Genomic DNA, 21,427 nt, shown 5'->3' on the forward strand with positions numbered 1-21,427 from the left:
CGCCCGGTCCCGCGCCGGGCGGCTATTTCTGCTGCAAGCAGTCGGCATATTTGCGCGTCAGACGAAACAGCGCCAGCACATCATCTTGCGACCACCCTGCCAGCACCTCGTTCATCAGCCGCGTTCTTGCTTGCGCAATGCGTGTAATCATCGCCTGGCCCGCTTCGCTGAGCGTCACTTCGCTAATCCGCCGGTCTTTCGCATTAGGCTGCTTTCGCGCCAGCTCCTGGGCTTCCAGCTTCTTCACCTGCCTGCTGACGGTGGTGTAGTCGCGCCCAAGGCTGTCCGCCAGTTCAACGACCCCGACGGGTCCCCTGCGCCCGACGGCCACCAGTAGCGGAAAGAGAGTCCGATCGAGCTGGACCTCGGCCGCCTGCAGTATCTGCTCATCGCGCATCGGTTGGTTCATCACGCTGATGATATCGAGCAGCGCGCCGTGGAAGTCGCTAATGTCGTAATTATTATGTGCATCTTGCATATATTAGTTAACCGAGTATAGTGCCGTTAGCTGATATGTGCATTTTACACATAACTATCCCAGAGGGGGAGAAGACAATGAAAGCAGCCGTGGTTTTTGACCTGCAGCAGGTGCCGGTTTGGTCCGATTTTAGCGATCCGCGCGCCGGTGAGAGTGAGGCGTTAGTCAAGGTTCGCGCCGCCGCCATCAGTCATGTGGTGAAAGGCCGGGCCTCCGGCAAACATTATAGTTTCGATGGTCGTCTGCCTTTTGTCCCGGGTATTGATGGCGCCGGCGTACTACCCGACGGGCGGCGCGTCTATTTCGCCTTCCCCGCCGCGCCCTGGGGCAGTATGGCGCAGTGGGCTCCCGTCGCCCTAAACCACTGTCTGCCGCTGCCGGATGAACTGGACGATATCACTGCCGCCGCAATGGCTAATCCGGGTATGTCGGCCTGGGCGGCGCTGGTCAAGCGCGGCGGGTTGAAAGCGGGCGAAACCGTATTGATCAACGGCGCCACGGGCAGCGCCGGTCAGCTGGCGGTGCAAATCGCCCGCTTTCTGGGCGCCAGAAAAGTGATAGCCTGCGGGCGAAACGGGGAGAAACTGGCCGCGCTCGAAGCCGATGCGATCGTGAACTTAAGTCAGGATGAGGCGAGCCTGCGGGCGCAGTTTGCCGAACTGGCGGCGCAGCAGATTGATGTCGTCGTCGATTATCTGTGGGGACGTAGCGCCGAACTTTTGCTGCCAGCGCTGGCAAAGCACAGCCCGGGAAATGCGCCGGTACGTTTTATTCAGGTCGGTTCCCTTTCCGCCGCCGATATCGCGCTCAGCGGCGCGGTACTGCGCTCCGCGCCGCTGCAGCTGATGGGCAGCGGTATTGGCAGCCTTTCAGTGTCCCAGCTGCTGGCCGCTACCGGGGAAATGCTGCAGGCTGCCGTTACTGGCGGGTTTACCATCGCCACCACTCCCCGGCCGCTTCGCGAGGTCGCCGCGGCATGGCCGCAGGATAACAGCCAGAAGCGCACCGTTTTTATCGTCGATTAAAAAAAACGCTTCCGCACAAAAGTTGGGGTTGATATCTTAAATGAGAAATATTATCTTTCTCATTACCGAGTAGTTGAGTAAACAACTCAGGTATTCGGTACGACATTGCTCACATTGCTTCCAGTATTTTTGCCCGCACTTGTGCGGGCTTTTTTTATGGCTGCCGACACTCTCTGCGCACCAGCTGCCTTAGCCAGCGATGCGCTAATTCATGCTCCTGGCGAGGATGCCACATTTGTGACACCGTTATCTCCGGCGTGCTCACCGGGAGGGGAAAACCGATCATCTCTTTTCCCGCCGCGCTCTGCAGGCAGGAGGCCGGGACAACGGCGATAAGTTCAGCATCCCGGGCAACGGCCAGCGCGGCGGAAAACGCAGGCACCACCGCGGCAATTCTGCGGCTCATTCCATATGTCGCCAGCGCTTCATCAACCGGCCCGCGGATCGCCCCGCGACGGGAGGCTATGACGTGCCCTACGGAAACAAATTGTTCTCGCGACAGTTCGGCAAAGGCGGCTAACGGGTGGTTTTTTGCCAGTGCGGCGACAAAGCGATCGCGAAACAGCGCCTGCAGGCGGATCTCAGGCCCCATGTTTTCCAGTACGCCAATTTCCAGGTCCACCCGCCCCTCGCGTAAAAATCGGGCATCTTTCTCCGGCTTCGCGACAAACTCGAGCGTCACGCCCGGCGCTTCTCGTGCGACAGCGTTCACCAGCGCCGGACCAAAAACGTCTATAAATCCCTCATTGGTACGTAACGTAAATCGCTTCTCAAGGGTCGATAAACTCAGCGGCGCAGGCGAAGCGTTGAGCACCGCGCGCATCTCAGTGACGACGTTTTTTGCCCGCGCCTGCAGACTTTCCGCATGGGGAGTCAGCACCATTTTTCGCCCGGCCCTGACCAGTAGCGGGTCGCCGGTTACCTGCCGTAAGCGCGCCAGCGCGCGGCTCATCGCCGACGCGCTAAGCTCAAGCCGCTTTGCCGCCCCGGCAACGCTCTTCTCGCTCAACAGTACATCCAGCGCAGTCAGTAAATTAAAATCGGGATCGGTCATCTTTTCTCCACTCCGGGATAGGGCGTCTGATGCACTTTATTATTGCAAATGCTGCGCCTTCCGCCTGCTACAGCACCGGCCTATATTTATCCCATCATTTATTTACGCCGGAGTGATACCCATGGCCGCTTCCACTAAAACAGTATTGATCGCGGGCGCTTCACGCGGGCTTGGGCACGCCATGGCTGAACAGTTTCTGCTGCATGGCTGGCAGGTCATCGGCACCGTGCGCGATCTCTCGCAAACCACGCCGCTGCATCATCTGGCCCGGGCGTATCCTGGACGGGTTCGTATTGAGGCGCTGGATATTTGTGATAATGACGGGATCGCGGCGCTGCGCGAAACGCTTAGCGATAACGTACTGGATATGCTGTTCGTCAACGCGGGCACCACCAACCGCGATCCGACACAAACCATCGGCGAAATCGCGACGGAAGAGTTTATTCATGTCATGTTGACCAACGCGCTCGCGCCGATGCGGGTAATAGAAAGCCTGCAAGATGTCGTGTTGCCGCAGGGGCTGATTGGCGTTATGTCTTCAGGACAAGGCAGTTTGAGCAATAATACCGGCGGACAGCGCGAGCTGTATCGCGGGAGTAAAGCCGCGCTGAATATGTTTATGCGCAGTTTTGCCGCCCGCCCTGCCTGCGTATCGCATCCCCTGGTGGTCATGGCGCCGGGCTGGATCCGCACGGCCCTCGGCGGCGAGAATGCCCCACTCACCATTGCCGAGACCATCCCCTCGCTGGTGAACGTCCTGCTGGAAAAACAAAACCGCCCCGGATTAGAGTATCTGGATTATCGAGGATGTCGCGTGCCGTGGTGATAAGTCTATGCGTATTGACGGCCTGCAGACGGGTTCATGGCAGTCAATTTTGGCTTTTTACGCTATTACCCCCGATGACGGGGAGTTTCCGCGCCCGTTGCGTATGGTGTGGGCTCGGCATGCGTTTTTCTGGTCGTTCCTGAGCTAAAGCCCGGCAGGAGTGATATTATTCAGGCCAGAAAATGCAGGCACAACGTCAATCGGGGAGCGATTTATGCACGAGGAAGTACCACTGAAATATTACGACATTGCGGATGAGTATTCGACCGAGTCCGCTGAGCCCGTCAGCGAGTCGGAACGCGATCCTCTGGCGCGCTATTTCCAGCTGTTGATTACTCGCCTGATGAATAACGAAGAAATCAGCGAGCAAGCGCAGGGAGAGATGGCCGTACAAGCGGGCATCGATCGCCAGCGCATTGATGATATCGCGGTATTTCTGAATAAATGGGGTAATGAGTAGCCGTTACTGCAGCCGCTCCGGGGGAGGCTTAAGCAAATCCGCCACGCGTCAGAAAGCGTAATAAAGCTGGTCATTGCGACCAGCTTTATCCGGGACTTTAGAACCGGTATCCCGCAGAGAACATAAACACCCACGGATCCAGACGAATACTGTCGTGCTGCTGCGCGCCCGCCAGCTTATAGTTGGCGGTGGTGTCGATATCCATGTACCACACCGACATGTTAATCAGCCAGTCGCGGTTAATCAGATAGTCCATCCCCACCTGCCCTGCCGCTCCCCAGGAGTCTTTCAGGCTCAGGTCAGAGATACCGGTTTTTTTACCCGTATCGTTCACGCTCTCATCGAAGAAGGTCGTGTAGTTGATACCCGCGCCAATGTAAGGACGCAGTTTGCTGCTCGAATCGCCAAAGTACCACTGCGCCATTAACGTCGGCGGTAAATGGTGAACGGTCGCAATATTGCCGGTTGCCGCGGTCCCGACTTTATGCCGGAACGGCGTGGCGGCCAGCAGTTCAACGCCTATGTTATCGGTTGCCATATAGGTGAATGTCAGACCCAGTTGCGTATTGTTGCTGACGTTAAAGCCCCCCAGGCTGCCTAACGTACCGCCCGCGCCTTCGGTCGGCCTGACCGTGGCCGAACCCGCGCGAATAAAAAATTCACCGGCTTCATGCGCCCAGACGCTGCTGCCGGAAAGACTGCTCAGAATAACAACCGCCGCTGCTAACTTTTTCATACCCACTTCCTCATTATGGTTATTCAGCGCAAGAATATACATACAAAGAGGTATGTTTGATCCAACATAGATCACATTAAGTCGGCAAATTTAACATTTATTGATCCAGATTAATTTTCACTTTCTCAATACAATCAGTGATAAGCGTGTGGTATCAAGTTTCTTCCATTATGGTCCTCCAGACAGCGCTTCGCTGATTTCCTCTTCTATTTACAAAGATATACTTAGCGCGCAGCAGCAGAGACTGCTACCCAGCCGCGATTTGCGGTACAATCGCCGGCTAGTTAACACCTGCAATACTCAAGGAGAATGCATGTCTATCACGGCAAAGTCCGTCTACCGTGACACCGGGAACTTTTTCCGCAATCAGTTCGTTACTATCCTACTGATTGCGCTGCTATGCGCGTTCATTACGGTAGTACTTGGCCATGCCTTTTCACCCAGTGAAGAACAGCTGTCGATATTAAGCCAGGGCGATAGCCTGGCGGGTAGCGGCGGGCTGTTTGAACTGGTTCAGAGCATGACGCCTGAGCAGCAGCAAATCCTGCTGCGAGCCTCCGCGGCCTCCACTTTCTCCGGTCTTGTAGGCAACGCCATCCTTGCCGGCGGCGTTCTGCTCATGATTCAAATGATCTCCGCCGGTCAGCGGGTCAGCGCCCTTCGCGCGATCGGCGCTTCCGCGCCGGTGCTGCCAAAGCTGCTGCTGCTGATCCTGCTGACGACGTTTATCGTGCAGATGGGGATGATGCTGGTGGTGGTGCCTGGCGTCCTGCTGGCTATCGTGCTCTCTTTCGCACCGGTTATGCTGGTGCAGGATAAAATCGGCATTTTCAGCGCCATGCGTGGCAGTATGCGTCTGGCCTGGGCCAACGTGCGTCTGGTGGCGCCGGCGATTATCGGCTGGCTGCTGGCGAAAACGCTGCTGCTGCTGTTTGCATCGAGCTTCGCGGTCCTGACGCCGAACGTTGGCGCGGTGGTAATAAATACCCTCAGTAATCTGATCTCTGCATTGTTGCTGATCTATTTATTCCGCTTGTATATGCTTATTCGCAACTAACTTAATCCGGGGCGGGCTATTTCTGCCCCGATCTGAACGACGGAATCGATGTATGAAGCAGTTTCTGGATTTTTTACCGCTGGTAGTCTTCTTCGCATTCTACAAGCTATATGATATTTACGCCGCGACAACCGCGCTGATTATCGCCACCGCCATCGTGCTGATCTACAGCTGGGTACGCTATCGCAAAGTCGAAAAAATGGCGCTCATTACCTTCGTCCTGGTCGCCGTATTCGGCGGATTGACTATCTTCTTCCATAACGACGAGTTTATTAAATGGAAGGTAACGGTTATCTACGTGCTGTTCGCCAGCGCGCTGCTGTTTAGCCAGTGGGTGATGAAAAAACCGCTGATCCAGCGCATGCTGGGGAAAGAGCTGACGCTGCCGCAGCAGGTGTGGTCGCGGCTCAATCTGGCCTGGGCGGTATTTTTTATTCTTTGCGGGCTGGCGAATATCTACATCGCTTTCTGGCTGCCGCAGAATATCTGGGTCAACTTCAAGGTCTTCGGCCTGACCGCGCTGACGCTGGTCTTCACCCTGCTGAGCGGCGTTTATATCTATCGCCATATGCCGCAGGACGACAATCACTAAGCTGCCATTCTCCCGGCACGCAGCTCTGCGTGCCGTCTCCCCCCTTGATCTACTGTTATGCTCTCTGAACAGGATTAAAAAACCGTTTTCTTCATGATATCTGCCGGATCACGGAAAGTTGCGGCAAATGTGAGGATTTTGTGGAGATTAACGCAGTGTTATTGTAATGATAATTATTATCATTGATATTCTCGATCTCAATTTCACCCGCTTTTATAGGGATATTTATCATGAGACCGCAGAAACAGCACATAACCACTCCCCTCGCTCTGGCCATCGCAGGCTTGTTCAGTCCGGCTGGCTTTGCCGAAGAAGTGGAGCAGGATACCGAAACCATGGTGGTACGGGGAACCGCCGAAGAGGCGCTGAAGCAGCAGCCGGGCGTCTCGATCATCACCGCGGAAGATATCGCCAAAGATCCGCCGGTTAACGACCTCTCAGAAATTATTCGTAAAATGCCCGGCGTAAACCTGACCGGCAACAGCGCCAGCGGCAGCCGCGGCAACAATCGTCAAATAGATATTCGCGGTATGGGGCCGGAAAACACGCTGATCCTTATTGATGGCGTGCCCGTCACTTCCCGCAATTCTGTGCGCTATAGCTGGCGCGGCGAGCGCGATACCCGCGGCGACAGCAACTGGGTGCCGCCGGAAATGGTGGAACGCATTGAAGTTCTGCGCGGCCCTGCCGCAGCGCGCTACGGCTCAGGCGCCGCGGGCGGCGTGGTCAATATCATCACCAAACGCCCCACCAACGACTGGCACGGCTCGCTCTCGCTCTATACCAATCAGCCGGAAAATAACAAAGAAGGCTCCACTAACCGGGCTAATTTCAACCTCAACGGACCGCTGGCCGGGGATGCCCTGACCATGCGTTTATACGGCAACATTAACAAAACCGAACCCGACGCCTGGGATATTAACCGCGCGCAAAATGGATCTTATGCCGCGGGCCGCGAAGGTGTGCGCAACAAAGATATTAACGCCCTGCTGTCGTGGAAAGTCACGCCGCAGCAGATTATCGATTTTAGCTACGCCTATAGCCGGCAGGGCAATATCTATGCCGGCGATACCCAGTATAGCAACAGTAATATGAGCCCCAATGGCCTGGTGGATACCCTCTACGGTCAGGAAACAAACCGGATGTATCGACAGACCTGGGGGCTGACCTATAACGGGATCTGGGACTGGGGCCAGTCGAAGGCGGGCGTCTACTACGAAAAAACCAACAATACCCGCCTGCAGGAGGGTACTACCGGTCGCGTGGAAGGGATGATCAATAGCGATGTTTATGACACCAGCCGCCTGGAGTCGTGGCGCTCAACCGCCGAGGTGAATCTCCCCTTCAACTGGCTCGCTGAACAGACCCTGACGCTGGGCATGGAGTGGAATCGCGATGAGCTGAACGATCCGGCGTCCATGCAGGCCACCACCACCACGGATGCGCTCCCCGGGGTGTCCGGCGATCCTTCACAACGCAGCCCCAAGAACAGCGCCACGCTGACCGGTATCTATCTCGAAGACAATATTGAGGCAACGCCGGGCACCAATATTATCCCGGGTCTGCGCTTCGACTACCATAACGACTTCGGCAGCAACTGGAGCCCGAGTCTGAACCTGTCGCAGGATCTGGGGGATATGTTTAAGGTCAAAGCAGGTATTGCCCGCGAGTTTAAAGCGCCGAATCTGTATCAGTCGAGCGAAGGCTACCTGCTTTCTACGCGCGGAAACGGCTGCCCGATAAGTATTGCCGATGGCAACTGCTATCTTTTGGGTAACCCGGATCTCGACCCGGAAATCAGTATCAATAAAGAGATTGGTCTTGAGTTTAATCTCAACGGTTACAACGCTGGCGTCACCTGGTTCCGCAACGATTACAAAAACAAGATTGTCTCCGGCACCGAGGTGCTGGGTAATACCGCCAGCGGAGCGAATATCCTGCAGTGGGAGAACGGCGGGAAAGCGGTCGTCGAAGGCCTTGAAGGCACGCTGCTGGTTCCGGTTATTGCCGATACGCTCAGCTGGCGCACCAACGCCACTTATATGATCAAATCGGAAAACAAAGATACCGGAAACCCGCTGTCCGTAATTCCGAAATACACCATCAATACCCTGCTTGACTGGCAGGTGACCAGTAAGTTTTCGGCGAACGTCAACTGGACCCTGTACGGTCGGCAGAAACCGCGCGAATATGCGGAAATTCGTAATGAAAACGGGGTGCTGGCCACCAATGAAGTTGGATCTTATTCCGTGGTGGGTATCGGCGGCAACTATCAGCTAATGAAAGATCTGCGCCTGAACGCCGGGATTAGCAACCTGTTCGATAAGCAAATTTATCGTGAAAACGAAGGGGCTTCGACCTATAACGAACCAGGCCGCGCCTACTACGCTGGCGTCACGATCTCCTTCTGACCCTTCACGCCCGCTATCGCGGGCGTATTCCCTATTCTCTCGACGCCATTTTCATAGTAGCATCGCGCCTGATCATCTTTGACTAGTACAGAGTATAGAATGACAACAACAGATCTTGCGCCGAAGGGCGAATTGGTTTTACGCACCCTGGCGATGCCGGCGGACACCAACGCTAACGGCGATATTTTCGGCGGCTGGCTGATGTCGCAGATGGATATTGGCGGCGCCATTATGGCCAAAGAGATTGCCCACGGCCGCGTCGTGACCGTCCGCGTCGACGGCATGACCTTTTTACGCCCGGTGGCGGTTGGCGATGTCGTATGCTGCTACGCCAACTGCGTGAAGCGCGGCAACACGTCGATAACCATTAATATGGAAGTGTGGGTCAAGAAAGTATCGTCTGAGCCTATCGGCCAGCGCTATAAAGCGACCGAAGCGCTGTTTATCTACGTCGCGGTGGATAATCAGGGCAAGCCTCGCGCCCTGCCCGCCCTGTAATGCAGCCGGCCCGGCACAACCGGGCCGATCGTTTACAGAAAACCGAGTAAAGAGAAGAAGAAGTAGCCCAGTACAATAATGACCACCGGCAAAACGTAAAGCGGAAAATACTGCACCAGGATGGTATGACGCGGCACCACCACGCGTTCGGAGATTTGCTCGCGCGTCAGCCCTTCGGCCCCTTTCGCCTGCTCCAGAATCAGCTGATCCTCCACGCCTTCGCGCAGAAATTTCGCCTGGCGCCCCATCCGCGCCCCGGACGCCTGCAGCGCCATGCCGACAAACACCAGAATATAGATGACCCAGAAGCCAATGTTCATACCGTGCTTAAAGTCCGGCAGCGGCGAGTTGTACCAGAAGAAATTGAGGAACGGCGTATTAAAACGCATCATCTCAATCATCACATGAGCGAAGTCCATCATCACCGCGTCAATGCCCGGTTTTTTCTCACTGTGCTCGTACATAAACTTCAGCACGGAAATCAGCGTCGAGATAACCGCCGGGATAAATACCACCCACCCCAAAATACGTTTAAGTACTGCAACGCGTCCAGCTTGTTGATACGTCATGGGTTCCCCTTGTTAAGACGCCTATCCACTCTAAGTCTACCTTCGTCGGCGAATTTCGCCCAATAATGCGCGGTATGATATACCATGAGTGCCGATTCGTTATCTATTTACGCTACAAGGAGAGGGACTTATGTCAGCCAGGCGCCAGATTCACGCCGCGATTTTTGATATGGATGGTTTACTGATTGATTCCGAGCCGCTGTGGGATAAAGCAGAGCTGGAGGTGATGGCAAGCCTGGGGGTGGATATCAGACGCCGCCATGAAATGCCGGATATTCTGGGGCTACGCATCGATTTAGTCGTCGACCTGTGGTTTGCCCAGCAGCCGTGGAAAGGCCCGGATCGCGCGGAAGTCACCGCGCGGATCATCAATCGCGCCATCCAGCTGGTGGAAGAAGCGCGTCCGCTTCTCCCCGGCGCGCGCCAGGCGGTGGCATTGTGCAAAGCCCAGGGGCTAAAAATCGGCCTCGCGTCGGCATCGCCGCTGCGGATGCTGGAAAAAGTCCTCACCATGTTTGAACTGCGCGACCAGTTTGACGCCCTCGCTTCCGCCGAAATGCTGCCGTTCAGCAAACCGCATCCGCAGGTGTATCTGAACTGCGCCGCCAGTCTTGGCGTCAGCCCAATGAACTGCGTGGCGCTGGAAGACTCGGTCAACGGTATGATTGCCAGCAAAGCAGCGCGGATGCGGTCTATCGTGGTACCGGAAGCGGAAAACAGCCGCGACCCGCGCTTCGTGCTGGCTGACGTGAAGCTTGCTACGCTTGAGTCCCTCACGCCGGGCGACCTGCTCGGTTAATCCTGCCGGTGATGATGGGAGAGCGGCATCATCCCATCCTCACAAAAATAAAACACCGTTTCATTTTTAATTGTTTTTTCCTCTTCCGCCCTCTATGCTTATCTCAACGGCGTTATTTGACGCATGAAATCAGCATACAGAGGTGCATATGGTACTGAACGCCTTTGACCTTGCGGGCAAGGTCGCCATCGTGACGGGTTGTGATACCGGGCTGGGCCAGGGAATGACGTTAGGCCTTGCGCAGGCCGGGTGCGATATCGTCGGCGTGAATCGCCGGATCCCCCATGAAACCGCAGAAAAGGTCCAGGCGCTGGGCCGCCGCTTTACCGCTATCCAGGCCGATCTGAGCCGGCAGGATGAGATTGAAGACATAGTGACTCAGGCCGTGGCCGCCATGGGCCGGATCGATATTCTGGTCAACAATGCGGGAACCATCCGTCGCGCCGATGCGCTCTCCTTTAGCGAAAAGGACTGGGACGACGTGATGAATCTGAATCTGAAGTCGGTGTTCTTCCTTTCGCAGGCGGTCGCCCGGCAGTTTATCCAGCAGGGTGACGGCGGGAAAATCGTGAACATTGCCTCAATGCTCTCGTTTCAGGGCGGTATTCGGGTGCCATCCTACACCGCGTCAAAAAGCGGCGTACTGGGCATTACCCGCCTGATGGCCAACGAATGGGCCGGGCATCGCATCAACGTTAACGCGATTGCGCCGGGGTATATGGCGACCAATAATACCCAACAGCTGCGCGATGACGCCGAGCGTAGCAAAGCGATCCTCGACCGTATTCCGGCCGGGCGCTGGGGGGTTGCGGATGATCTCCAGGGGCCGGTCGTCTTCCTCGCCTCCAGGGCGGCGGATTACATCAGCGGCTATACCCTGGCGGTGGATGGCGGCTGGCTGGCGCGCTGATGATTTTGTGACAAAGAGTTACACCGTCACCTCTTTCGCACACTGTATAAAAACCCTATACTGTATGAATTGACAGTTTAGGGTTTTTATCATGACGGCGGAAGGCCACCTCCTCTTTTCTATCGCCTGCGCGGTATTTGCGAAAAATGCGGAATTAACGCCCGTGCTGGCCCAGGGCGACTGGTGGCATATTGTTCCTTCCGCCATCCTGACCTGTCTGCTGCCGGATATCGATCACCCGAAGTCATTTCTCGGCCAGCGCTTAAGCTGGATATCAAAACCGATAGCGCGCGCCTTCGGCCATCGCGGCTTCACCCATAGCCTGCTGGTGGTTTTTGGCGCGGTCGCGATTTTCTCATTGAAAGTGCCGGAAAGCTGGATAGTTCCGGCAGATGCGGTTCAGGGTCTGGTTCTGGGCTATCTCAGCCATATTCTCGCCGACATGCTCACCCCAGCGGGCGTTCCGCTGCTCTGGCCCTGCCGCTGGCGTTTTCGTCTGCCCCTCCTCGCGCCGCGCAAGGGCAACCAGCTGGAGCGCGCGCTGTGCATGGCGCTGTTCATCTATGCCGTGTGGATGCCGCAAAACGTTGCCGAAAACAGCGCCGTTCGCTGGTCATCGGATATGATTAATTCGCTGCAAACTACCTTTAATCGCTTTATTAGCCACCAGTCTGGGCGATAAACCAGCGAATTAATCAATTAGTTATAATCAATTCCATTTGAATATAAGTAACGAATTACGCCTTCTGCTACCCTTGCCGTCATAAGAGTTGGTTATTGACCAACCCGGTTATAAAAGTTATCAGGAGAACGGGGATGAACTTTCCATTAATAGCGAACGTTGTCGTGTTCGCGGTTTTACTGTTGGCGCTGGCCCAAACCCGGCATAAACAGTGGAGCCTCGCTAAAAAAGTGCTGGTCGGTCTGGTTATCGGCGTGGTTTTCGGCCTGGCGCTACAGCTTATCTATGGTTCCGACAGCCAGGTGCTGAAGGACTCTATCCAGTGGTTCAATATCGTCGGTAACGGCTATGTTCAGCTGCTACAGATGATCGTCATGCCGCTGGTTTTCGCCTCGATTTTGAGCGCGGTGGCCCGTCTGCACAATGCTTCGCAGCTGGGTAAAATCAGCTTCCTCAGCATCGGTACCCTGCTGTTCACTACGCTGATTGCGGCGCTGGTCGGGGTACTGGTGACCAATATGTTTGGCCTCACCGCCGAAGGTCTGGTTCAGGGCAGCGCGGAAACCGCCCGCCTCAACGCCATTCAGAGCAACTACGCCGGTAAAGTCGCGGACCTGAGCGTCCCGCAGCTGATCCTCTCTTTTGTGCCGAAAAACCCGTTTGCCGATCTGACCGGCGCGAACCCGACATCGATTATCAGCGTCGTTATCTTCGCTGCGTTCCTCGGCGTCGCGGCGCTGAAGCTGCTGAAAGATGACGTAGCGAAAGGCCAGCGCGTACTCACCGCCATCGACACGCTGCAGAGCTGGGTGATGAAGCTGGTACGCCTGGTGATGCAGTTAACGCCGTACGGCGTACTAGCGCTGATGACCAAGGTGGTTGCGGGCTCTAACCTGCAGGACATCATCAAGCTCGGCAGCTTCGTTATCGCCTCTTATATTGGTCTGGGCATCATGTTCGTGGTGCACGGTCTGCTGCTGGCGGTGAACGGCGTGAGCCCGCTGAAGTACTTCCGTAAAGTCTGGCCGGTGCTGACCTTCGCCTTTACCAGCCGCTCCAGCGCCGCGTCGATTCCGCTGAACGTGGAAGCGCAAACGCGTCGTCTGGGCGTGCCGGAGTCTATCGCCAGCTTCTCCGCCTCGTTCGGCGCCACCATCGGCCAGAACGGCTGCGCGGGTCTTTATCCGGCGATGCTGGCGGTAATGGTCGCGCCAACCGTCGGTATCAACCCGCTCGATCCGCTGTGGATTGCAACGCTGGTAGGCATCGTGACCGTCAGCTCCGCCGGCGTCGCGGGCGTAGGCGGCGGCGCGACCTTTGCCGCCCTGATCGTCCTGCCAGCGATGGGCCTGCCTGTCACGCTGGTGGCGCTGCTGATCTCGGTGGAGCCGCTCATCGATATGGGCCGTACCGCGCTGAACGTGAGCGGGTCTATGACCGCCGGTACCCTGACCAGCCAGTGGCTGCGTCAAACCGATAAAACTATTCTCGATAGCGAAGAAGATGCCGAGCTGGCGCACCGCTAAGCTGATGCCATCTTCAGGTTATCAAAACAAAAAACCGCTGAAATATCAGCGGTTTTTTTATTTCCCCTGCAGCCTCAGTCGTCAATTTCGCCTTCCTGCCTCATTTGCGTCGCCCAGCGCTGCGCCGCTTCCGGCACGTTAAACGGTGGGGAACGGCGAAAGTGTTCATCGATCAGCACAAAGGCAACGTACTTACCCCGCAGAGCCCAGACGTCGCGAAAACCATCCATTTTGACGGCGTGTTCCGGCGGCGCAGGCTCCACTCGAGGCACGTAGCTAATGACCTGACGATTTTGTTGGCGAAGTGGTTTCATCACAAATAAATTCACTAAACACAACGGGAAACGGAAACCCTTATCATAGCCGAAAGCGCCCCCTTTCGTCGCCCCCTGCTTGCGGCCCTTTAGTAGCAAAACTCTTATAAAAATATGTTCTTGAAATGATGTTCTACAATTAGAAGGGTTTTGGTTTAGCAATGACCATTTTCAGTAATGAAAGCAGGAGCACGCAATGTCTGATAAACACCCTAACCCACAACCCCATCAATCACCGGTTCACGATGACCGGGAAGCAAAACCTGGTCTGGATGCCCTGGCCCCCGAAGACCAGAACTGGCGGCCCACGCCGCATCCCACCGCCCCAGGCGAAGAGCCGACCGCGCCGGGCAGTATGAAAGCCCCGGATACGCACAGCGAAAAGCTTGATGCCCTCGAAAAGCATCGCAAAGGCGGTGAGGATTTTGCCCTCACCACCAACCAGGGCGTTCGCATCGCTGACGATCAAAACTCGCTGCGCGCGGGTAAACGCGGCCCCACGCTGCTGGAAGATTTTATCCTGCGTGAAAAAATCACCCACTTCGACCACGAGCGCATTCCGGAAAGGATCGTCCATGCCCGCGGCTCCGCTGCGCACGGCTATTTCCAGGCGTACAGCGATTTAAGCGACATCACCAAAGCCGATTTCCTCTCCAGCCCGGAGAAAAAAACGCCGGTCTTCGTCCGCTTTTCAACCGTTCAGGGCGGCGCAGGCTCCGCCGATACGGTCCGCGACATCCGCGGTTTTGCCACCAAGTTTTATACCGACGAAGGGATTTTCGACCTGGTCGGCAACAATACGCCGATCTTTTTTATCCAGGATGCGCTCAAATTCCCTGATTTTGTTCATGCGGTGAAACCTGAGCCACACTGGGCCGTCCCGCAGGGGCAAAGCGCGCACGACACGTTCTGGGATTATGTCTCGCTACAGCCGGAAACGCTGCATAACGTGATGTGGGCGATGTCCGACCGCGGACTGCCCCGCAGCTACCGCACGATGGAGGGCTTCGGCATCCACACCTTCCGCCTGATTAACGCGCAAGGCAAAGCCACCTTCGTACGTTTTCACTGGAAACCCGTGGCAGGCAAAGCGTCTCTGGTTTGGGACGAGTCGCAAAAGCTGACCGGTCGCGATCCTGATTTCCACCGCCGTGATTTATGGGAAGCAATTGAAGCCGGCGATTATCCTGAGTACGAACTGGGCTTACAGCTGATCCCGGAAGAGGACGAGTTTGCTTTTGATTTCGATCTGTTGGATCCCACCAAGCTGATTCCGGAAGCGCTGGTCCCGGTGCAGCGCGTCGGTAAGATGGTCCTCAATCGCAACCCGGATAACTTTTTTGCCGAAAACGAACAGGCGGCGTTCCATCCTGGGCATATCGTTCCGGGGATAGACTTCAGCAACGACCCGCTGCTTCAGGGCCGACTCTTCTCCTATACCGATACGCAGATTAGCCGCCTCGGCGGGCCGAATTTCCATGAAATCCCGATCAATAAGCCCACCTGCCCGTACCATAACTTCCAGCGCGACGGCATGCACCGGATGGATATTGATACCAACCCGGCAAACTACGAGCCCAACTCCATTAACGATAACTGGCCGCGGGAGACGCCGCCGGCCGCTAAACGCGGCGGCTTTGAATCCTATGCCGAGCGGGTTGACGGAGAAAAAATTCGCCAGCGCAGCCCCTCGTTTGGCGAGTACTACTCTCATCCCCTGCTGTTCTGGCGTAGCCAGACGCCTATTGAGCAGCAGCATATTATCGACGGCTTTAGTTTCGAACTGAGCAAGGTCGTCAGGGAGTGGATCCGCGAGCGGGTGGTCGATCAGCTGGCGCATATCGACCTGCAGCTGGCTCAGGCGGTGGGCAAAAATCTGGGGATTGAGCTCACCGACGAGCAGCGCAGCATCACCCCGCCGCCGGATGTTAACGGCCTGAAGAAAGATCCGACCTTAAGCCTGTACGCCATTCCCAGCGGCGACGTTAAAGGCCGGGTGGTAGCGGTACTGCTTAACGATCGGCCGGTCGCGAAAGAGCTGCTGGCGCTGCTGAAGACGCTGAAGGCGCACGGAGTACATGCCAAACTGCTCTATTCCCGAATGGGTAAAGTGAAGGCCGATGACGGTAGCGAGCTGCCGGTGGCCGGAACCTTTGCCGGGTCGCCCTCGTTAACCGTCGATGCGGTTATCGTTCCCGGCGGCGATCTGCAAAGCCTGAGCAACAACGGCGATTTCCACTATTACCTGCTGGAAGCCTACAAACACCTGAAACCGATTCTTCTGGCAGGCGATGCCCGGCAGTGTAAAGCGCCACTGCAGATTGCCAGCCAGGGTGAAGAAGGCGTTGTTGAGACGGATGCCATTGATAGCCAGGCGCTGGATGAGCTGATTACCCTGATGGCGGCGCATCGGGTGTGGTCAAGAAGCGCCAAAATCGCCGCGATCCCGGCATAAAAAAGATGCCCGGCAGAAATGCCGGGCTTTTGACTTGCCTTTATACATCGCGATAGGTTCCGAGCCGGTAACCGCGCTCGGTAATCGCCGATTTTAGCGACTCGCTCGTCAGCACATCCAGCTCGGTCAGACGCGGATAGCAATAGGCGCTGCCCATAATCGTGTTATCCACGAACGCCGGATGGCACATTACCTCCAGCGACGTCTCACCGCGGCGGATAGAGGCATCCAGGGTTTGCAGAAACAGCGCTTCCGAAACCCCTTCCCCGTAAAACTCGCTGGCGAACCCTTCGCTGCTGCGCGCCGCATCCTGCGCCAGGCCTGACAGCGTCGCCAGCTGGCGGTCGATCCGCAGCGCCACGCCCTTCTCGCGGGCGAACGCCGCGACGATGGGGTAGATCTGCGCGATCATATGCACATGGTGATGGCTGTCGATATGCGTCGGTTCATGGCCAAACAGCTCGACAAAGCGCTGATACTGCTGCTCCAGTTCGTGGGCGATTTCGTCCAGCGGCAGGCTGTCCTCTTCCGCCATCTGCCAAATCCACTTACCGAGACGCCCTTCGCGGGTTAGCCCCGGCATCGCCGATAGCGGTTCGCCCAGCGTCAGGACAAAATGCATCCCCACCGCCAGTTCGGGGACGCAGCGGCTAAGCTGGGCAGCGTGGCTAATCGCCGCGCCGTTGACCAGCGCCGTCGTGGAGGTGACCACACCGTTCTTGCAAGCTTCGATAATGCCGTAGTTTTGCCCCCTGCTGAGGCCAAAATCATCAGCATTGACGATTAACACGCGTTCCATGAGCCGCTCCCGTTACTGTTTCAGTTTTTCGATAGTCGCCGCAAAGTTTGGCAGCCACTGCTCGTGCGCGAGGATCATCTCCCGCGCCAGCTTTTCAGCATCGCGATCGGAGTGGATCAGCGGGCTTAGATTAAGCGCCAGCAGCACATCGTCCAGTTTACCGCTGATAGCCGCTTCGCTTGCCGCGACTTCAAAACCTTTAATGGTGTAAATCAGACCCAGCACCTTCTCATCGAAGTGCGTAATGCGCGGCGTCGGTTTGGCGCCATCGCGACCCAGCGTACAGGTCATCTCTACCGCCCAGTCGGCCGGGATATTATCGACGTGGCCGTGATGCGGCACGTTAACGTAATGCTCGGCCTGCTTATCATTGTAAATGGCGTTAATCACTTCACAGGCGGCGTCGGAGTAATAGGCCCCGCCGCGCTGCTCCAGCTCTTTCGGTTTCACGTTCAGATCCGGATCCTTATAGAGCTCGAAAAGCTGTTTCTCAACTTTCTGCACTACCTGCGCGCGCGCGCCGCCTTTGTAGTACTCGCCCATTTCAATCGCCAGCATCTCTTTTGGCTTAAAGTAGTAGAGCAGATAGGAGCAAGGGATCAGGCGCAGCGACCGGAGCAGCCCTTCGCTAAACGGCAAATCAAAGATATTTTTCACCGAGTTTGCGCTCAATCGACCCGACGCTACGCCGTCAAGCAGCTCGTCAAAGCGTGAAACGCCGTTGACCAGCACATCGCGAACAAACACCAGATGGTTGAGACCAAACAGATCGATATTGAGCTCATCGCTCGGAGCCAGCTTCAGCACGTCGGTGATAAACATCTTCATGCCGATAGGAATATTGCACACGCCGATAAAGCGCTTAAAGCCGGTATGCCGATACACCGCTTCGGTTACCATGCCCGCCGGGTTGGTAAAGTTAATCACCCAGGCGTTCGGACAGACTTCCTGAACATCTTTCACAATGTCAAAAATGACCGGAATGGTGCGCAGACCTTTAAACAATCCGCCCGCGCCGTTGGTTTCCTGGCCTAAATAGCCGTGGCTCAGCGGGATACGCTCGTCCTTCTCGCGCGCCTTAAGCTGGCCAACGCGCAGCTGGGTGGTGACGAAATCGGCGCCTGCCAGCGCCGCGCGGCGATCCAGGGTCTTGTAGACTTTCATCGGAACGCCGGCTTTTTCCACCATGCGCTGGCACAGCGCGTGGATAATATCGAGCTTTTCCTGCCCTTCAGCGACATCCACCAGCCACAGTTCGCTAATTGGCAGTTCATGATAACGCTTCAGGAATCCTTCCAGTAATTCCGGGGTATAGCTGCTGCCGCCGCCGATTGTCACTACTTTCAATTTCTGGCTCATTATTTTCTCCCTTGCGGATAGCGCATATGCGGCACCCGCTCTCCGCGTAAATACGGACAGTTAATTTGAATATTTAGACCGCGCGGACTATTCCGCGCCCGGTTAATTAATACTGGTGAGGTGTTTCCGATAGCTGCTGGGGGTAAAGGAAGTCAGCTTCTTGAATGTTTTAATAAACAGACTTGGGCTACTGTACCCCGACTCATAGGCGATATCGGTCACCGAGTAGTTGGTTATCTCTAACTGTTTCTTCGCGAAGTTGATGCGAATATCGTTAATCATCTGCATCGGCGTTTTGCCATAATATCGCTGGGTTGCGCGGGTTAAGTACTCCTGCGTTTTACCGGAAAGCTCAACCATATTTTCCAGCGCCCCCTCGCCAAATTTAAGCTTATCGTGCATACCCTCGACGGTATTTTTCAACCACTGCGGAATAACATCTTCGGTAGGCTCTTCACGATAGTGCCGCAAACGATTCAGGGTGTAAAAAGACACCAGTTCGATAAATTCGTCAAATTCAGTTTCGCGAAAATTCAGTGATGCAATAACCGACTCAATATAACTGAGAAAAGTACTTTTAACGGCATAGACCTGAGAGGCGACGAGACCAAACGGCAGCAGCGGCAGATAGTGTTTCTCAAAGAAACTTTTGCTGATACCGACGTTAAGAATGCGCGTCGCGCCAAATTCATAAAAACTCTGGTGATGCGACCCCATTGGGATAAAGACAAAATCCCCGCGCTCCAGCAGCACCCGCTTGCCATTAATAACCTGATAATAGCGCCCGGTTAAAACGATGGTGTATTCGTAGTAATCATGCTGGTGAAGCCCGCTTACGCTCTCCGTTTTGTTGTAGATGACCACATGAAAGTTCTTGCCGTTAAAGAGTTGTTGCTCCCGGGCGGTACTGATTTCAGTGGTCATCATCTTTGGCTGCCTCATCGTGTCGATGACCTATTGTACCTTCTCGTGCAGCTCAATCAATTCGGCAACCAGCTCACGAGCCAGCATTGAGGTCATCAGATGATCCTGCGCATGAACCAGCACCAGACTCACCTTCATTTTGCCCTCGCCCTCATCGCTCTCAATCAGCTGCGTCTGCACAAGGTGCGCTTCGCTCAGCGCCATGCGCGACTGTTCCATCATCGCTTTGGCCGCCGCGAAATCTCCCTGCTTTGCCTGCTTCAGCGCGGCATAAGCCAGGCTACGCGCTTGTCCGGAGTTGATAATCAGCCCCATCACCACCTCTTCGAGGTCGTTTACCGCGCTCTCTTCTGCTGCGATGTTATCCAGATCAAACATAATGACTCCCTTATTTCCTGGACGGTACGGGAAACCTCCCGTACCGCTTAATATTAGAATTTCAGTGCGTTAGCGATATCTTCTTCGCTCTCTTCCTGCTCAATAACGCCCTGCGCTTTGTTAGAGATCACCACAAACGGCAGGTAGACCAGGGTGGATACGGCAAGGTTAAACAGGGCCAGCAGCAGGGCCGCGACGCTACCGTTGGTGTTAAAGAAGGCGCCTAAACCGGTCGGCATGGTCCACGGCGCGATATTGGTAATCGGCGGGATGATGCCCAGGGTGTAAGCCGTCATGGTGATGGCCGCCAGCAGAGGCTGAATCAGAATGAACGGGATAAACATCACCGGGTTCATAATAATCGGCAGGCCGAACAGGATGGGTTCGTTAATCTGGAAGATGCCTGATGGCAGCGCCAGTTTGGCCACCTGACGATGATCCTCACGACGTGAAGCGATAAAGATGGCGATGATTAAGCCCAGAGTCGCGCCGGTACCACCAAGGAAGATGTAGGAATCAAGCATCGGCTTGGCCCACATATGGAAGCTCTTACCCGCGGCCAGCGCGGCCTCGACGGAACCGTACTGCTGGTAGGTTGCGATGTTTTCCAGCGCCCACGGCGTCATGATCCCGCTATCCAGCGCCGACAGCGCCAGCGACCCGTGTACGCCGAAGAACCACAGCAGCGAGGTGAAAATAACGTATGCCCAGCCTACGACGGCGCCCATTGAGGCCAGCGGCGTGGAGATCGTGTCCATGATGATCTGGTGGAAGTTAGTCCCCCAGTGGGTCAACGCCCAGGAGATAATCCCCATTATCGAGAGGATAATGAATGCCGGGATAACCGCCGAGAATGAACGGGAAACCGAAGCCGGCACGCTGGACGGCAGCGTAATCACCCAATTGCGATGTACGATAAAGGTGAACATCTCGGCAACGACCAGACCGATCACAATACCGGAAATAATATTGGCGCCGCCTAACCAGTTAGCGCCAACGGCGTAGGCTTCACCGACGCTATAAGGCGTGACGGTCATAAATGCCGCCACGGCCAATAAACCGGCGGCCATCGGGTCCACTTTACGCTCTTCAGCTAACGCGGAACCGATGAAGAAAGGCGCCATTAGCGACATAATGCCGAGCGTACCGTTATAAACGTTACCGCCAATAGCTTTAAAACCGTTGAGCGTTTCTATGGTGGAGGCATCCAGACGGATACCCATTGAATAAAAGAAGGAGCCGTCGCCGAAACTCAAAAATACGTTGTTAATTAAAACAAACATTGCCCCAGCTAGCGTCAATGGCATTAACTTAATAAAGCCGTTTTTAATTGCGTTGACGTGGGGCTGCCTTCCTATTTTGACGGCAAAAGGAAGGAGTACCTTTTCAAGCGAGTCAATCACTTTACTCATAATAAATACCCTTTAAGGCCGCAATATAATCATTGCGGCAATGATAGATGAAATTACTCTTTGACGGGAAAATAAACTCTGGGTATTTCGGACAGCAAACAGCTAAAACACACCCTCACGAAATTTTAACCGCTGCTATCCGAAATATGTCGAGTTTTAAAAT

Annotated in this window: 22 protein-coding genes; 12 read left to right on the top strand and 10 right to left on the bottom strand. The window is 55.5% G+C overall.

Features of this window, described 5'->3' with window-relative positions:
• Positions 1 to 22: 22 nt before the first annotated feature.
• Positions 23 to 478: a MarR family winged helix-turn-helix transcriptional regulator gene (locus tag ACE3MN_RS15285; protein WP_082237252.1), complete on the bottom strand. Its 456-nt coding sequence runs from the start codon at positions 476 to 478 to the stop codon at positions 23 to 25.
• 77 nt (positions 479 to 555) lie between these two features.
• On the opposite strand from ACE3MN_RS15285, the gene ACE3MN_RS15290 reads away from it, so the two are divergent.
• Complete coding sequence (locus ACE3MN_RS15290; protein ID WP_154975584.1) at positions 556 to 1,503, top strand: zinc-binding alcohol dehydrogenase family protein; 948 nt, start codon at positions 556 to 558, stop codon at positions 1,501 to 1,503.
• A 154-nt stretch (positions 1,504 to 1,657) separates the two neighbouring features.
• Here the strand turns inward: ACE3MN_RS15290 and ACE3MN_RS15295 are convergent, their stop codons facing one another.
• The gene (locus ACE3MN_RS15295) at positions 1,658 to 2,557 is read right to left on the bottom strand and encodes a LysR family transcriptional regulator (protein WP_154975583.1); all 900 of its coding nucleotides are present in this window, start codon (positions 2,555 to 2,557) and stop codon (positions 1,658 to 1,660) included.
• A 121-nt stretch (positions 2,558 to 2,678) separates the two neighbouring features.
• On the opposite strand from ACE3MN_RS15295, the gene ACE3MN_RS15300 reads away from it, so the two are divergent.
• Positions 2,679 to 3,383, top strand: coding sequence for an SDR family NAD(P)-dependent oxidoreductase (locus tag ACE3MN_RS15300; RefSeq protein ID WP_004139565.1), 705 nt, complete (start codon positions 2,679 to 2,681; stop codon positions 3,381 to 3,383).
• Between the two features lie 214 nt (positions 3,384 to 3,597).
• Positions 3,598 to 3,843, top strand: coding sequence for a YmjA family protein (locus ACE3MN_RS15305; protein WP_004139568.1), 246 nt, complete (start codon positions 3,598 to 3,600; stop codon positions 3,841 to 3,843).
• Positions 3,844 to 3,940: 97 nt separating this feature from the next.
• Here ACE3MN_RS15305 and ompW read toward each other — a convergent pair whose 3' ends face one another.
• Positions 3,941 to 4,579: an outer membrane protein OmpW gene (gene ompW, locus ACE3MN_RS15310; RefSeq protein WP_004121296.1), complete on the bottom strand. Its 639-nt coding sequence runs from the start codon at positions 4,577 to 4,579 to the stop codon at positions 3,941 to 3,943.
• A gap of 313 nt (positions 4,580 to 4,892) precedes the next feature.
• Here ompW and ACE3MN_RS15315 point away from each other — a divergent pair, with 313 nt between their 5' ends.
• The 4 genes from ACE3MN_RS15315 to yciA all read left to right on the top strand — a co-directional run bounded on the left by ACE3MN_RS15315 (position 4,893) and on the right by yciA (position 9,137).
• Positions 4,893 to 5,636 carry a YciC family protein gene (locus tag ACE3MN_RS15315; RefSeq protein WP_004121298.1) on the top strand — a complete coding sequence of 248 codons (744 nt, stop codon included), beginning with the start codon at positions 4,893 to 4,895 and terminating at the stop codon, positions 5,634 to 5,636.
• Between the two features lie 52 nt (positions 5,637 to 5,688).
• Positions 5,689 to 6,228 (top strand): septation protein A, encoded by a 540-nt coding sequence (locus ACE3MN_RS15320; protein ID WP_004101360.1) that lies wholly within the window; start codon positions 5,689 to 5,691, stop codon positions 6,226 to 6,228.
• A gap of 230 nt (positions 6,229 to 6,458) precedes the next feature.
• Entirely contained in the window at positions 6,459 to 8,639 is a 2,181-nt protein-coding gene (locus ACE3MN_RS15325; protein WP_004138183.1) for a TonB-dependent siderophore receptor, read from the top strand.
• A gap of 99 nt (positions 8,640 to 8,738) precedes the next feature.
• Positions 8,739 to 9,137: an acyl-CoA thioester hydrolase YciA gene (yciA, locus tag ACE3MN_RS15330; protein ID WP_004121302.1), complete on the top strand. Its 399-nt coding sequence runs from the start codon at positions 8,739 to 8,741 to the stop codon at positions 9,135 to 9,137.
• A gap of 32 nt (positions 9,138 to 9,169) precedes the next feature.
• Here yciA and ACE3MN_RS15335 read toward each other — a convergent pair whose 3' ends face one another.
• The gene (locus ACE3MN_RS15335) at positions 9,170 to 9,706 is read right to left on the bottom strand and encodes a YniB family protein (protein WP_064342501.1); all 537 of its coding nucleotides are present in this window, start codon (positions 9,704 to 9,706) and stop codon (positions 9,170 to 9,172) included.
• Between the two features lie 130 nt (positions 9,707 to 9,836).
• Between ACE3MN_RS15335 and hxpB the strand changes: the two genes are divergently transcribed.
• From hxpB to ACE3MN_RS15355, 4 genes are all read left to right on the top strand, one after another.
• Positions 9,837 to 10,505, top strand: a complete 669-nt coding sequence (gene hxpB / locus ACE3MN_RS15340; RefSeq protein ID WP_134878491.1) for a hexitol phosphatase HxpB — start codon at positions 9,837 to 9,839, stop codon at positions 10,503 to 10,505.
• 148 nt (positions 10,506 to 10,653) lie between these two features.
• Positions 10,654 to 11,415, top strand: coding sequence for a 2-dehydro-3-deoxy-D-gluconate 5-dehydrogenase KduD (gene kduD, locus ACE3MN_RS15345; RefSeq protein ID WP_024359439.1), 762 nt, complete (start codon positions 10,654 to 10,656; stop codon positions 11,413 to 11,415).
• A gap of 91 nt (positions 11,416 to 11,506) precedes the next feature.
• Complete coding sequence (locus ACE3MN_RS15350; protein ID WP_004138197.1) at positions 11,507 to 12,097, top strand: metal-dependent hydrolase; 591 nt, start codon at positions 11,507 to 11,509, stop codon at positions 12,095 to 12,097.
• A 134-nt stretch (positions 12,098 to 12,231) separates the two neighbouring features.
• Complete coding sequence (locus ACE3MN_RS15355; RefSeq protein WP_004138198.1) at positions 12,232 to 13,623, top strand: L-cystine transporter; 1,392 nt, start codon at positions 12,232 to 12,234, stop codon at positions 13,621 to 13,623.
• 74 nt (positions 13,624 to 13,697) lie between these two features.
• Here ACE3MN_RS15355 and cedA read toward each other — a convergent pair whose 3' ends face one another.
• Entirely contained in the window at positions 13,698 to 13,937 is a 240-nt protein-coding gene (gene cedA / locus ACE3MN_RS15360) for a cell division activator CedA (RefSeq protein ID WP_251883762.1), read from the bottom strand.
• Between the two features lie 196 nt (positions 13,938 to 14,133).
• Here cedA and katE point away from each other — a divergent pair, with 196 nt between their 5' ends.
• Positions 14,134 to 16,392 (top strand): catalase HPII, encoded by a 2,259-nt coding sequence (gene katE / locus ACE3MN_RS15365; RefSeq protein ID WP_024359441.1) that lies wholly within the window; start codon positions 14,134 to 14,136, stop codon positions 16,390 to 16,392.
• 40 nt (positions 16,393 to 16,432) lie between these two features.
• Here katE and chbG read toward each other — a convergent pair whose 3' ends face one another.
• The 5 genes from chbG to chbC all read right to left on the bottom strand — a co-directional run bounded on the left by chbG (position 16,433) and on the right by chbC (position 21,264).
• Positions 16,433 to 17,191 (bottom strand): chitin disaccharide deacetylase, encoded by a 759-nt coding sequence (gene chbG, locus ACE3MN_RS15370; RefSeq protein ID WP_004138201.1) that lies wholly within the window; start codon positions 17,189 to 17,191, stop codon positions 16,433 to 16,435.
• A gap of 12 nt (positions 17,192 to 17,203) precedes the next feature.
• Entirely contained in the window at positions 17,204 to 18,550 is a 1,347-nt protein-coding gene (locus tag ACE3MN_RS15375; protein ID WP_102650156.1) for a 6-phospho-beta-glucosidase, read from the bottom strand.
• A 102-nt stretch (positions 18,551 to 18,652) separates the two neighbouring features.
• Positions 18,653 to 19,477 (bottom strand): transcriptional regulator ChbR, encoded by an 825-nt coding sequence (chbR, locus tag ACE3MN_RS15380; protein ID WP_004138205.1) that lies wholly within the window; start codon positions 19,475 to 19,477, stop codon positions 18,653 to 18,655.
• A gap of 27 nt (positions 19,478 to 19,504) precedes the next feature.
• Positions 19,505 to 19,852 (bottom strand): PTS N,N'-diacetylchitobiose transporter subunit IIA, encoded by a 348-nt coding sequence (chbA, locus tag ACE3MN_RS15385; protein WP_004138207.1) that lies wholly within the window; start codon positions 19,850 to 19,852, stop codon positions 19,505 to 19,507.
• A gap of 53 nt (positions 19,853 to 19,905) precedes the next feature.
• Entirely contained in the window at positions 19,906 to 21,264 is a 1,359-nt protein-coding gene (gene chbC / locus ACE3MN_RS15390; RefSeq protein ID WP_004121341.1) for a PTS N,N'-diacetylchitobiose transporter subunit IIC, read from the bottom strand.
• Between the last annotated feature and the right edge of the window lie 163 nt (positions 21,265 to 21,427).

The organism is Klebsiella grimontii (genome assembly GCF_042137965.1).
GTDB classification, from domain to species: Bacteria; Pseudomonadota; Gammaproteobacteria; order Enterobacterales; family Enterobacteriaceae; genus Klebsiella; species Klebsiella grimontii.